The 13,452-nt window shown below is 60.4% G+C and carries 8 protein-coding genes and 1 tRNA gene; 6 read left to right on the top strand and 3 right to left on the bottom strand.

Annotated elements, in window-relative coordinates:
* The first annotated feature begins 242 nt into the window (after window positions 1-242).
* From R1W00_RS10965 to R1W00_RS10975, 3 genes are all read left to right on the top strand, one after another.
* Window positions 243-902, top strand: coding sequence for an ABC transporter ATP-binding protein (locus tag R1W00_RS10965; RefSeq protein WP_317262777.1), 660 nt, complete (start codon window positions 243-245; stop codon window positions 900-902).
* Window positions 880-2,502, top strand: coding sequence for a capsule biosynthesis protein (locus tag R1W00_RS10970; protein ID WP_317262778.1), 1,623 nt, complete (start codon window positions 880-882; stop codon window positions 2,500-2,502). Before R1W00_RS10965 ends, R1W00_RS10970 begins: the two co-directional genes overlap by 23 nt.
* A 151-nt stretch (window positions 2,503-2,653) precedes the next feature.
* Window positions 2,654-2,728, top strand: a tRNA-Gln gene (locus tag R1W00_RS10975).
* Window positions 2,729-2,861: 133 nt separating this feature from the next.
* On the opposite strand, the gene R1W00_RS10980 is transcribed toward R1W00_RS10975, so the two are convergent.
* The gene (locus R1W00_RS10980) at window positions 2,862-7,397 is read right to left on the bottom strand and encodes an SdrD B-like domain-containing protein (RefSeq protein WP_317262779.1); all 4,536 of its coding nucleotides are present in this window, start codon (window positions 7,395-7,397) and stop codon (window positions 2,862-2,864) included.
* A 354-nt stretch (window positions 7,398-7,751) separates the two neighbouring features.
* Between R1W00_RS10980 and R1W00_RS10985 the strand changes: the two genes are divergently transcribed.
* Window positions 7,752-8,177, top strand: a complete 426-nt coding sequence (locus R1W00_RS10985) for an EF-hand domain-containing protein (RefSeq protein WP_317262780.1) — start codon at window positions 7,752-7,754, stop codon at window positions 8,175-8,177.
* Window positions 8,178-8,253: 76 nt separating this feature from the next.
* Here R1W00_RS10985 and R1W00_RS10990 read toward each other — a convergent pair whose 3' ends face one another.
* The gene (locus R1W00_RS10990; RefSeq protein ID WP_317262781.1) at window positions 8,254-10,749 is read right to left on the bottom strand and encodes an FAD-dependent oxidoreductase; all 2,496 of its coding nucleotides are present in this window, start codon (window positions 10,747-10,749) and stop codon (window positions 8,254-8,256) included.
* 127 nt (window positions 10,750-10,876) lie between these two features.
* Window positions 10,877-11,863, bottom strand: a complete 987-nt coding sequence (locus R1W00_RS10995) for a D-glycerate dehydrogenase (RefSeq protein WP_317262782.1) — start codon at window positions 11,861-11,863, stop codon at window positions 10,877-10,879.
* Between the two features lie 126 nt (window positions 11,864-11,989).
* Between R1W00_RS10995 and R1W00_RS11000 the strand changes: the two genes are divergently transcribed.
* The gene (locus R1W00_RS11000) at window positions 11,990-12,481 is read left to right on the top strand and encodes an SH3 domain-containing protein (protein WP_317262783.1); all 492 of its coding nucleotides are present in this window, start codon (window positions 11,990-11,992) and stop codon (window positions 12,479-12,481) included.
* A gap of 53 nt (window positions 12,482-12,534) precedes the next feature.
* A complete protein-coding gene (locus tag R1W00_RS11005) occupies window positions 12,535-13,440 on the top strand; it encodes a cation diffusion facilitator family transporter (protein ID WP_317262784.1) in 906 nt (301 codons plus the stop codon).
* Window positions 13,441-13,452 lie beyond the last annotated feature (12 nt).

The raw sequence follows: 13,452 nt of genomic DNA on the forward strand, positions 1-13,452 counted from the left end.
GGGGCCTCTGGATCGGATATCGCCCCAGTGTCCTTGTTTTGCACGGCTTTCTCCACCCACGTTCGCGTGTCCGCCGCCACGCCTGTCCTTTTAATAAACCCTTTCGCAACATATATGTTACCCAATGGATTTTTGGGCACGGATCGGACATAATGATGCCCTAAACACCTTTTATTGTTCTCTTTAAGTCAACGGTTTAAGAACGGCTTTGGCGCAATTTGGTGCCGCAACAAGGCGGATGCATGATCGAGTTCGACGGAGTGAGCAAGTCCTTCTGGACGGGGAAACAGCGCAAGGTGATCCTTGATCGCGCGTCGTTTCGTGTGGAACTGGGCAACTCTCTGGGCATCCTTGCGCCAAATGGCACCGGTAAGACCACGCTGATCAACATGATGGCCGGTCTCGAAAAGCCGGATGAGGGACGCATCACCCGCACCAGCAAGATTTCCTTTCCGCTGGGCTATATGGGCGGGGTCGTTGCCCGCCACACGGCCACCGAAAATTCGCGCCACATCGCACGTCTCTATGGTCTGGACCCCGATTACGTCGAGGCGTTCTCGCGCTGGCTATGCGGGCTGGAGGAATATTTCGACATGCCCGTCGGGACCTATAGTTCGGGCATGCGCGCGCGGTTTTCGTTTTCCCTGATGCTGGCGCTGGATTTCGACATCTACCTGATCGACGAGGGCATGCCCGCCACGACAGACGTCGAGTTCAACCGCAAAGCGGGGGCCGTTTTGCGCGAACGGCTTGAGAACACCACGATTGTTGTCGTATCCCACCAACCAGAGACACTGGAAAAGTTCTGTAAATCGGCCGCGGTTCTAAAGAACGGCCGCATCCATATGTTCGACACGCTTGAAGAGGCACGGCAGCTGTATGAGTACCAAACCCAAGGCTAAGAAGTTCCGCATCCGTCGCAGCGGGCCGCTTGGCTCGGGGCGGCCCAAGGCGGCACAGGATCAGGCACCGGCGGCCCAGTCGGTCGAAGACGGGTTCGACGGCCCCCGTCCCGCCATTGCACCGCAAACGCATCTGGATGATCCCGCTGCTCAGGAACAACAGGAACTGGGCATCGACCGAGAGATTGCCGAAATCCGCAAAGAGGGCCTGACGGGTCGCCAGTTGCGCATGGCGCGGCGGATGGCGATGAAATACGGCCTTGCTCCGACATCGGATTTCGACGCGGTGCGCCTGTTGCGCAAACGCGGGATCGACCCGTTTCAGCGGGCTAACCTGCTTGAGGTTGTTCCAAATGGCGAGGCCGCCGCGCCCGCCAAGCCGCGCACGCAACTGCCCCAAACGGTCCCCAACCCATCCAAGACCCTGCCCTCGACCGAGTTCAGCCGCGAAGACGGCATGGCACAGGTGCACGAAATCCAGCTACAGCTGGCAAAACGCCGCCGCCGCAAGAGCCTGCTGCTCATGGCGCGTCTGGCGGTGTTCGTACTGCTGCCGACGTTGTTGGTGGGCTATTACTATTTCACCATCGCAACGCCGATGTACGCGACCAAATCCGAGTTCGTTATCCAACAAAGCGAGAGCGCCGGCGCCGGCGGTCTTGGCGGGTTGTTCGCAGGCACGGGGCTTGCCGTTCAACAGGATTCGATTGCGGTCCAAAGTTACCTGACCTCGCGCGATGCAATGCAGCGTCTGGATGACGATCTGGGGTTCAAGGCCCATTTCGCACAGCCCGCGATCGACACGATCCAACGCCTGCCGGAGGACGCGTCCCAAGAGCAGGCCTATAAGATTTACAAGCGCAACGTAAAGCTAAGCTATGACCCCACCGAGGGCATCCTAAAAATGGAGGTCGCCGCCGCCGACCCTGCGACCTCGGCGGCGTTTTCCGAGGCGCTGATTTCCTATGCGGAACAGCGTGTCGACAGCCTGACCCAGCGTTTGCGCGAAGATCAGATGTCCGGCGCCCGCGAAAGCTATGAAGACGCCGAGCGCAAGGTCGATGCGGCACAGGCGCGTGTGCTGGAGCTTCAGGAACGTCTGGGCGTGCTTGACCCCGCCTCTGAGACCTCGTCGCTGATGGCCCAGATCGGCACGTTTGAACGCCAGTTGCGTGAAAAGACCCTGCAGCTGGATCAGTTGCTGGACAACGCGCGGCCCAATCAGGCGCGTGTCGATGGTGTACGCGGCGATATCCGCCGCCTAGAGGCGCTGATCGACGATCTGCGCTCGTCACTGACCATCAGCACCAGCAGCGGCGACAGCCTTGCACGCGTGTCCGCCGAACTGCGCATTGCCGAGGCCGACCTATCCAACCGACAACTGCTTTTGTCCCAAGCCCTGCAACAGCTTGAGACCGCGCGCATCGAGGCCAACCGACAGGTGCGCTATCTGTCCCTTGGCGTGACGCCCGTCCCCCCGGATGAGCCGACCTATCCCCGCGCGTTTGAGAATACCCTATTGGCGTTCCTCGTATTTGCAGGGATTTACCTGATGATTTCAATGACCGCCGCCATCCTGCGCGAGCAGATTTCGGCATAACACAACCACTGGATGGGACGGGGCGGCACACCGTCGCCCCGCCCAAACCAGAAGATCAAAAATCGATTTTCGAGAAACAGAAAAAATTCAGAATTTTTCGTTTTTGGGTCTTGAAGACCAGCCAATCCCGGCGTAGATAACGCGCCACAGTTGGGGTGTAGCCAAGTGGTAAGGCACCGGTTTTTGGTACCGCGCACCGTAGGTTCGAATCCTACCACCCCAGCCATTTTCCTAGAACGACACTGACTTAACCGGCCCACGGGCACATGGTTCTGCACGCGTGTTTCGGTCCAAGGGCCTGAAACACAAATGGGCCCACCGAAGTGGACCCATACCGATTTCCGCTATGATGCTGCGCCCTAGAAATCCAGCTTCAGACTGTATTGCACTTCAGGCTCGCCCTTTTCCGTCGAAAGCAGGTTAAGCGACGATAGCCCCGCATCGCGCGCGAAACGACGCTCGAACCCGATTCCGAACCGGAGGGCGGTTTGGTCATTGGCATGGTCGATGTCCAGATGGATGCGCCGCGTTTGCCCATCCTCCTCGGCAGTCACAAAGTCGAAACCGACCCCCATACCGCACCGCGTATCAATATCGTCAAACGCATCGCAGAACGCTTTGACGCCCAGATCAAGCTGTCCGTCCAGCCCGTCCCACAGCCCCGCGCCATCGCCCGCTTGGGACAGGTCATTGGCGAAATGCGCCTCGACGAATATGCGACCGCCCGACACGCTTTCGATGGGTACAGTGCCCACATCGCGGAACGGGTCACTGATGGCGGTCACCTCGGTCTCTGTGTTCGGGGTATAGAACCCGTCCAGCCCCAGACGCGGCGTCACAATCGTGTCCGAGACCATCAACTCACCCGACACCGCAACACCGCCGGTGACGCCCCAATAGGTGAAATCCCCCGTGGCCGTGATCGGGTCGACTCCGTCAAAGTCCAGATCATAGCTATGGTTTCCGATGACCCCGCCAAGGTGATAGTCCAGAAACACGTCCTGAACCAATCGACGCGCACCATAGACACCGGCGTTCAGACCAAAGCCGTCGATCTGGCCGCCTGCGAGGGTATCCACCGTCGTCTTGGTCATGTAGCCCCCGAGATACCTGCCAAACAGGCTATCCCCCTGCCCCAAGCTCTCCCAACGGCGGTTAAAGGTCAGCTGATACTGCGTGCCAAGGGCGTCATCCTGCGTAAAGACGATGTCCGCGCTGTCGATCGTCCATTTACGGGTCAGGTCGTTATAGCGCTCATTCGTGTAGGCCCCGTCGAGGACCAGCCCCTCAAAGGTCAGCTTGGCGGCACCATTCAGACGGTCAGTTGTCTGATACGACCGCAGCCCATCGGGATCCTTCAGCGCGCGCCGTAGGCGCTTGGCCGCATCACCGCGCCATTTGGATACCATTTCCGTCTGGCGCTGCATGGTGACGCGAATGTCGTCCTCTAGGATGAGGGCAAGGTCCTGTGCGATCTGGTCGATCAACTCGACATCAAACGTGACCACCGTGGCGCTGCCGTTACCAGTGCCCTCGGTCGCGTTGCCGCTTGGGGCGCTCTCGTAGACATATGTGCCCCCCAGATCGTCACCGGTGGGCGTGCCCCCTGTTACCGCGTTCGAACCTGCGATCAAATCGGCGCTGAGCGTGGCAAGGTTCGAGACCCGCCCTGCGCTCAGGTCGGACGCGGTCAGGGCATAGCTTGCCGTATAGACCCATTGCTCACCGGCGTTCAGAATGCCGTCGTCTGTCACCCCCGCGACCGGCGTCAACGCCTCATCACTGGTCAGCGGATCGTCCAACAAAACGGCGTCATAGCTCAGATCGCCGATATTCTCGACCGTGATGGTATAGGTGATGATCTCACCGACCTGCGGGCGTTCGGACAGGGCGCTGTCATCCGCGATCTTGGTGATCTCGATGCCGGTGGTGAAGTCGCTAGGGTCCATCGCGATGTGGTTATGGATCACCCCTTTGGACAGGGCATCGGGATCGGTCCAGTCCGCAAAGGTAAAGTCAAACTCAAGGTAATAGGTCGCGTCACCGCCATTCGCGGCTGGGGCCATGGTTGAGGCCACGATTTCCTCGACCCCAAAGCCAAGGCTGGTGGTATAGCTGCCCGCCTGTGGCGGCACGATCTGGGACGCAAAGCTATAGTCGGGGTGCGACACGCTTAGGGAATAGGTGCCGCTTTGCGCAGGAGATTGGAGCAAAAAGGAATAGAGCCCGTCCGCCCCCGTTTGAACGTTGTTCGCATCACCCGCCGATGTGTCCAGCCATGTGTCCGGCACTACCGATCCATTATGCAGCAACGTTACAGTTGCCCCCGTAATCGGCGCGCGCGAAATGGCGTCATAAATCACGCCGCTCGGGTCAACGACAATCGCATCGACATCGGCAACCAGACGCTCGGCGCCTGCAGCGACAACGATGTCCTGAACCTGATCTCCATTCGCATCCCCATTAGACGACTGCGAGCGAACCGCGCCCCCCTCAGGCGGCTGAAACTGGATCGCGTAGGTGCCCATCTCAAGCTGCAGGAACGAATAGAACCCCGTGGCCGACGACACCGTTCGCGCGACCTCTTGCCCGGTCGCCTGATCAATCAGGATGACGATCACACCTTCTTCGGGGCGGGTGCCGTCGGTGACCTGCCCCGAAATCGAGCCCAGGAATGTGACGGTCGCTTCGTCCGTGTCAAAGGTCGGACCGGATTGATCATTCACCGATGCGGTCGCGGCTGTTGCACTGGCCAAGGCAAGGTTGCTGACATAGCCGCGCTCAAGGTCCGCCGACGTCAGACCATAGGTCAGAACAAAGGTCGTATCGTCCGTCTCTCCAGGCGCAAGGGCGGCAATGGTTTGCCCCAACACACCACCGAACAGCGGGTCATCAATCTGCACGTCGGTCAGGGTGACATCGCCCGTATTGCGCACTTCAAGAACATAGGAAATCGTGTCTCCGATGGACGTGCCCAGCACCCCGTCGATGTCATTCAAAACACCACTCTTGCGCAGGGCAATAGATGGGGTGCGCGCTATGGTCGTGTTCACCGGCGTTGCGGTGGTGGCGGCGACGTCTTCGCCCCCATCACCCGCACGTTGGCCATCGCCGTTGAGATCGACCCATGCCGTTGCAGTCGCGCTATTGCTAAGACCACCGGCATCGACGTCGCCCTGATCCACCACATGGGTCAGGGTCGCGCTGGCCGTGCCACCGGGTAGGAATGCGGCGTCTGTACTCCCCGCGCTATAGCTAATCGCACTCAGGGTCGCGGTCAGAGACGTGCCATCCACGCGTTGAAAATCATCGCCAAGGGTCAGGCCCTGCAGGGTCGTGTTGCCCGTGTTTTCAACGTTCAGGGTATAGACCAGCGTGTCGCCCACACTGACCACTCCATCCCCGTCCCCATCCGTGTGCGCGACCGTCTTGACCACAGTTACACCGGGCGTGCGACTAAGGGCGCGGGTGGTCGCATCACCGTTTCCAGTACCGCTCGTCTGGTTGCCCGAGGAAGAGCTCTCTACCGCGAACGCACTTGCGGGATCGCCATCGACCGACAGGGCCTCAATCGTCGCAATGTTGCTGATTGAGCCGCTATCAATGTCCGATTGGGTCAGGGCATAGCCCATCGTAAAGGTCAGTGTATCACCAACCTCAAGTAGCGCGCCGTCGGTCGTGCTGTTGCCGCTGCCGGTCTTGACCGGCGTGCCGAGGGTCAGAGACGTTTCGTTGCCCGCCCCATCGGTAATGGCATCGCTCCAGCTCAGATCATACAGGGGCACATTGCCCGAGTTGCTGACCACCACCTCATAGGTCAGAACATCTCCTGCAACCGCCCCGTCGTTCAGCGCGCTTGCATCGACCGTCTTGGTCACTTGCAATTTCGGCAGCGACGTCACCCCGTTTGTGATCGTCACCTCATCCGTCGTCGCGTCCTCAAGCAGCCAGCCCGCCTGATTATAGATCAGGGCCGACACGTCATAGGTTTCCCCCGCAGTCAGGTCCGAGCCTGCGGGGATTTCGATGCTCCACGTGGCGCTATTGCCATCATCCGCGGGTTGGACCACGCCGTTGTCGGCTGTGTAGACCTGACCGTTGATCAGAATGACCAGATATTCCCCCGAGCGCAGCGTGACCGTACCCGAAACCACCGGCGTGGTATCGGCCGTCGTTTGTGAGTTCACGGCGATAGGGCCAACCGGTCGCTGGCTTTCGGAACTGGCCAGATAGTCGTTCAGCGCATCCAGAATGCCCGACCCGTCCGCCGACCCGCCGACGTCCTCACCCGTATCGATGCCGCGCGGGGCGCTGGTAAGGGGTTTAATGTCAGACAGGGAAATCCCGAATTTACTAACCCCAAAGTTCGAGGCCCCCGAGATGTAATAGGTGCTTTCGCCGCCCGTCGTCACATAGACATCACTACCCGGCACGACGTCCTGTACGTCTTTCATCTGAATACCGGCAGGCAAGGTCGTCCCCGATGGCATGCTTAGCGCGATGTCGGCTATGGTCGAATTCGGCAAAAAGCCGAACAGTTTCAGATCGCCCTGTTCCTTGAGCTGCCAACCGATCCGCCCCTCGATATCCAGCACCTCTGCCCCACGGCGCAGCCGCAGCGTCCCCGCAACGTCGTTGCCCTGTGCCCCTGATCCGATAAATTCGCCTGTCGCGCTGACCTGACTGAAAAAGGTCGCGTCAAACCCGAGATCGGCAAAGGTGACAACCGTATCGGCGTCTTGGTTGTTCTGCCCCCGCAGACCAACGAACCCCTCGCTAAATGGCACCGAAACCACCTCGGCACGGGTTGCAGAGGCCGCGATCACAAAAAGGAACGCAGCGGCGATAAGTTGGGTCAGGATTTTGATCACGGGAGTACTCGGTAGAAACTGCAAACAGGGCACTTCTCTACCGCGTTGGGCCGGACGGCCTAAATGTCGCGGATGTAGGGGAATGCGGGAAAATAGCCCAATACCGTAACCTTTTGCCTGTTGCCTCCATGCCTTGGGAGTGGACAGAGACCATGATCTATCCTCGCGAGAGGCACAGCCATTGCTTTGGGGAAAAGCGATGCAAAGGGAGGCCAGACCTACACTAAGGTTGGGCCAGAATAGGTGGTTTCTTGCCCTGATCCTGCCAAAAGGATTTTCCCCCTTTGAGACATTGGAGGTTCGTGGCACTCTGCACTTACGCCAAACACAAAATACAACCGGAAAACCGGGCCCGTGTAATCGAGCAGGAGTGCTAATATGAAATTTGTAGGACTGGGCCTTGCGGCCCTGATGCTTGCGGCTGCCAGTGGTGCAACCGCGAACCCCCAATCCAAAGCTTTTATCAAAAACTTTGACGCCAATGGCGATGGTGAGATCACCATGGCCGAGGCCGAAAGCCACCGTGAACAGGTCTTTAGCCTGCTCGACCGTGACCGCAGCGATAGCCTGTCGCGCGAGGAACTGGTGCGCCGCATCCGCATGGTCGAACAGGTTCTGTCGGAAAACGAGATCGACAAAAAGGCCAGCAGCGACAGCATCGACGCCATGATCGCGCAGTACGACAAGGACAAGGATGGCGAGATTTCGTTCGCCGAATACAACAACGGCATCAAAGGCTGGTTCAAGCGCAAAGACCGCAATGGTGACGGCGTTATCAGCGCCGACGACGCGCGCCGCGCCTGATCAAAAAAGGCCCCCTGCATCGCAGAGGGCCCAGAGAGAGAAGAGAGATAAGGGGGCCACGCGGCCCCCTTTTTCATTAGCCATCCACGCGGATGGTGACGTTTTTCGGGTCATAGGGGCTGTCTTCGGCGACAACGGCGTCAAACAGCTGATCGAACATCTTGACCTTCAGTTGGGTGCCAACCTCCGCGTGCTCAGGGGCGACATAGCCCATCCCAATCGATTTCTCGAAATGGACCGAATACCCGCCCGAGGTCAGACGACCAACGCGCGTGCCATCAGCGGCATAGAGCGCCTCACGGCCCCACGGATCGGCACCTTCGGGGCCGTCGATCAACAGGGTGACGCATTTCGCACGGATACCCGTGTCCAGCATCGCCTGCTTGCCGTAGAAGTCCTTGTCCAGATCGACAAAGCGGTTCAGGCCAGCCTCAAGCGGGGTCGCGTCGCGGCCAAGCTCGGTCCCGAAGGCGCGATAGGATTTCTCCTGACGCAGCCAGTTCTGGGCGCGCGCACCAACCGGTTTCAGGCCGTGCTTTTCGCCCGCTGCCATCAGACGATCCCACAGATAGTTCTGCATCTCGATCGGATGGTGCAGCTCCCAGCCCAGCTCACCGGTATAGGCCACGCGGATCGCCTTGACGGGGCACATCATCAGTTCGATGTCGCGCGCCGACAGCCACGGGAAACGCTTGTTCGACAGCGCGGTTTCGGGATCTGCGTCGCGGATCAGTTCGGCAAGGATCGCCCGCGCGTTCGGACCGGCCAGCGCGAACACACCGTATTGCGAGGTCAGGTCCTGAACGTTGATGCGACCGAACTCGGCCTCTTTGTCCTCAACCGCCTTGCGCAGGTAATCGTGGTCATAGGCCTGCCATGCACCGGCGGAGACAAGGTAATAGCTATCCTCGGCCTCGCGCACGATGGTGTATTCGGTGCGCGTGGTGCCTGCCGACGTCAGAGCATAGGTCAGGTTGATGCGACCGACCTTGGGCAGCTTGTTACAGGTGAACCAGTCAAGGAACGCGGTCGCGCCCGGACCCGAGACGCGCAGTTTCGCAAATGCGGTTGCGTCGATGAGACCGGCGGTTTCGCGGATCGCTTTGGCCTCTTGCTCGGCGTATTGCCACCAGCCACCACGACGGAAGCTGCGCGCGGCGTGATCGTCGAACCCTTCGGGCGCGTAATAGTTCGGGCGCTCCCACCCGTTCACGGCACCGAATTGTGCGCCCAGCGCCTTTTGGCGGTCATAGGCGGGTGCGGTTTTCAGCGGGCGACAGGCCGAACGCTCTTCATCGGGGTGGTGCAGGATGTAGACGTGCTCATACGCTTCTTCGTTTTTACGCGCGGCGTATTCGGTGGTCATCCAGCTGCCATAGCGTTTGGGGTCGAGCGAGGCCATGTCGATCTCGGCCTCACCGTTGACCATCATCTGGGCAAGGTAATAGCCGGTGCCGCCTGCGGCGGTGATACCAAAGCTGAAGCCCTCGGCCAGCCACATGTTGCGCAGACCCGGTGCCGGGCCCAACAGGGGGTTGCCGTCGGGGGTGTAGCAGATCGGGCCGTTAAAGTCGTCTTTCAGACCGACCGTTTCCGAGGACGGCAGACGGTGGATCATCGACATGTATTCTTCTTCGATGCGGTCCAGATCCAGCGGGAACAGGTCCGCGCGGAAGCTGTCGGGGCAGCCGTATTCGAAACGGGCGGGCGCGTTCAATTCGTACGGGCCAAGGATCCAGCCGCCGCGCTCTTCGCGGACGTACCATTTGGCGTCGGCGTCGCGGATGACGGGGTGCTCTTCGCCGCCGTTTTCGCGGTAGGCGACCAGTTCGGGATCGGGCTCGGTCACGATGAACTGGTGCTCAACGGGGATCGCGGGGATCTTGATGCCCAGCAGTTGCGCGGTGCGCTGTGCGTGGTTGCCGGTGGCGGTCACGACGTGCTCGGCGGTGATGACGATCTGTTCCTCGGTCGGGACAAGGTTGCCGCCGCGGTCCATCATCTTGGTGCAGGTGACAAGCCACGCGCTGCCGTTCCATTCATAGCCATCGACCTGCCATTTGCGTTCGATGGTCACGCCGCGCTGACGGGCGCCCTTGGCCATCGCCATGGTGACGTCGGCGGGGTTAATGTAGCCGTCGGTCGGGTGATAGATCGCGCCCTTCAGGTCGTCGGTATTGATCAGCGGCCAACGCTCTTTGATCTGCTCGGGCGTCATCCACTCATAGGGCACACCACAGGTTTCTGCGGTTGACGCATAGAGCATATATTCATCCATGCGCTCGTCGGTTTGGGCCATACGCAGGTTGCCCACGACCGAAAAGCCAGCGTTCAGGCCAGTCTCTTCTTCAAGCGTCTTGTAGAACTTGATCGAATAGTCGTGGATGTGGGTGGTGGCGTAGCTCATGTTGAAGTAGGGCAACAGGCCTGCCGCGTGCCAGGTCGAGCCGCTGGTCAGCTCATCCCGTTCCAACAGCATAACATCCTGCCACCCTGCACGCGCAAGGTGATACGCAATCGAGGTCCCGATTGCACCGCCGCCGACTACAAGGGCTTTGACATGGGTTTTCATGAGGCGCGACTCTTCTCTAGGGGTATGTTTTCCTAGGAATACCCAGATTCAGACGCGCCGCGCGTTTAGCCACCGACCGGAAATAGGAAAAAACCGACCTGTGTCGTTTTTCCGACCTCCAATCGCGTCACAGCATCGAGGGCACGACCATATCCGGCGGACGGTGGCCGTCAGCAAAGGTCTTGATGTTGATGATGACCTTTTCGCCCATCTCCATCCGTCCCTCGACCGTGGCCGAGCCCATGTGCGGCAACAGAACCACGTTGCTGAGTTCACGCAGGCGCGGGTTGATTTCATGGCCGTGCTCGAACACGTCCAGACCCGCACCGGCCAGCTCCCCGGCCCGCAACTGGCGCGTCAGGGCGTTTTCGTCGATCACCTCACCACGCGAGGTGTTCACGATCACCGCGTCCTTTTTCAACAGTTTCAGGCGACGCGCATTCATCAAATGGAACGTGGACGGCGTGTGCGGACAGTTGATCGACACCACATCCATACGCGCGATCATCTGGTCTAGGCTCTCCCAATAGGTGGCCTCATGCGCGGCCTCGACCTCGGGGCGCAGACGAGTGCGGTTGTGGTAATGGATCTGCATGCCAAACGCGCGCGCGCGGGTCGCCACGGCCTGACCGATGCGGCCCATGCCAAGGATGCCCAGACGGCGACCGCCGACTCGACCGCCCAGAAACGCGGTGGGGGTCCAGCCCTCCCATTGGCCGGACTGCATCACGGCCAGACCTTCGGGAATGCGCCGCGTCACGGCCAGAATCAGGGCCATGGTCATGTCGGCGGTGTCATCGGTGACAACGCCCGGCGTGTTGCTGACCAAGATGCCGCGCTGACGGGCGGTGTGAACGTCGATGTGATCCACACCCGCGCCATAGTTCGCGATCAGTTTCAACCGGTCACCGGCGGCCGCCAGCATCCCCTGATCAATCCGGTCGGTGACCGTCGGCACCAGTACATCGGCCCGCTGCATCGCGCGGATCAGATCTTCGCGCGACATCTTGTCGTCGGCCACGGACAACTCGACGTTGAAGAGTTCGGAAAGACGGGTCTCAACCACCTCCGGCAACCGTCGCGTGACGACAACACTTAGACGTTCTGCTGGCATTCAGGGCCCCCCGTTCTCTTTCCAAGCCTGTCCCTTGATGGCAAAGTGTCCCAGAACGGGGCGCTGCACAAGACCCCGACGCCAGAGATGGCGCAAACACGGCGAACGTATTTCATGAGGCGGCATATGCGACACTTGCTTTGGGCAGTTGCGTTGAGTGTGGGACTATCAGGTCTGGCACAGGCACAGGACGTGGGGCCCGTGACGAACCTGCCCCTGCCGCGGTTTGTGTCGATGAAGGCCAGCGAGGGCTTTGCCCGCCGTGGTCCCGGTCGCACGCATAAAATCGACTGGGTCTACAAGCACCGCAACCAGCCGTTGGAAATCACCGCCGAGTTCGGCCACTGGCGTCGTGTACGTGATCAGGACGGGTTTGGCGGGTGGATGCATTATTCCCTGCTATCGGGGGTGCGCACGGTTCTGGTGACCACGGATTTCGCGTCACTGCACCGCGCGCCGGACGCCGAAACCATGGTGACCGCCAATGCCGAGATGGGCGCGGTGGCGCGTTTGCTCGCCTGTGTCCCCGCGTGGTGCGAGATTTCCGCCGGTGGCGGTGCCGGTTGGATCAAGAAATCCGACATCTGGGGCGTCAACGACGACGAAGTGTTTGAATAGCCCCCAGAATCCAATAAGGGGACGCCCCCCGCAACAGATCGAAGGGCGCGCCGATGGCACAGAATGACGATACACGGTTGAACCTGTCTGCGGGCGTGGCCTCGGTCGGGGTGGCGTTTGTGCTGGTCGCGCTCAAGCTCTGGGCGTTGAGCCAGACCAACGCCCTGTCTGTGGCGGCGTCACTGGCCGATAGCGCGATGGATTTGATGATCTCGCTGGGCGGGTTGGTGGCGATCTATTATGCCGCGCGCCCCGCCGATGACGATCACACCTTCGGGCACAGCTCGGCCGAAGATCTGGCCGCGCTGGGACAGTCGTTGTTCATCCTGATGTCGGCAGGCGCGATTGGCTGGACTGCGTTTATGCGTCTGTTGTCGGGCACGCCGTCGACCCTGATGGATCAGGGCGCGGGGATCATCGTCATGGCGATCTCGATTCTACTGACCGTGGTTCTGGTCCTGTGGCAACGGCGCGTGGCCAAGCGCACCGGCAACCGCGTCGTAGCAGCGGATTCGTTGCATTACATCGGCGACCTGCTGCCCAGCATTGGCGCGATCGTCGCCCTGTGGGTCTCCTCGCAATTCGGGATTGGCCAGATCGACAATATCGTCGCCATTGCCGCCGCCGTCTTTATGGCCGTGGGTGCGGCGCGTCTGTTCACCGGCGCATGGAACGCGTTGATGGACCGCGCCGCCGATCCGGACCTGATCGCGGGGATTGAGGACATCGTGCGCGATTGGCCCGGCGTGCGCGGTTACCACGACCTGCAAACCCGCACGGCCGGCAGCAAGGTTTTCGTCAACATCCATATCGAATTGGACGGGGATCAGACCCTTTATGTTGCGCATGGGATCGGCGCAGGTCTGAAACGCGCGATTGTCGAGGCCTATCCGCAGGTCGATTTGATCGTGCACAAGGACCCCGCCCGCAACGCACAGGCGGCACGCGGCGGGGCCTGAACCCCGCCCCGA

Origin of the sequence: Rhodovulum sp. FJ3 (assembly GCF_032918305.1) — a bacterium.
Lineage (GTDB): Bacteria > Pseudomonadota > Alphaproteobacteria > Rhodobacterales > Rhodobacteraceae > SAT37.

Excerpts from the sequence above, each read along its gene's own strand:
- R1W00_RS10995 (WP_317262782.1), bottom strand. The coding sequence starts at position 11,863 with ATGCCAGCAGAACGTCTAAGTGTTGTCGTCACGCGACGGTTGCCGGAG.
- R1W00_RS11005 (WP_317262784.1), top strand. The coding sequence starts at position 12,535 with ATGGCACAGAATGACGATACACGGTTGAACCTGTCTGCGGGCGTGGCC.
- R1W00_RS10965 (WP_317262777.1), top strand. The coding sequence starts at position 243 with ATGATCGAGTTCGACGGAGTGAGCAAGTCCTTCTGGACGGGGAAACAG.
- R1W00_RS10985 (WP_317262780.1), top strand. The coding sequence starts at position 7,752 with ATGAAATTTGTAGGACTGGGCCTTGCGGCCCTGATGCTTGCGGCTGCC.
- R1W00_RS11000 (WP_317262783.1), top strand. The coding sequence starts at position 11,990 with ATGCGACACTTGCTTTGGGCAGTTGCGTTGAGTGTGGGACTATCAGGT.
- R1W00_RS10970 (WP_317262778.1), top strand. The coding sequence starts at position 880 with ATGAGTACCAAACCCAAGGCTAAGAAGTTCCGCATCCGTCGCAGCGGG.
- R1W00_RS10990 (WP_317262781.1), bottom strand. The coding sequence starts at position 10,749 with ATGAAAACCCATGTCAAAGCCCTTGTAGTCGGCGGCGGTGCAATCGGG.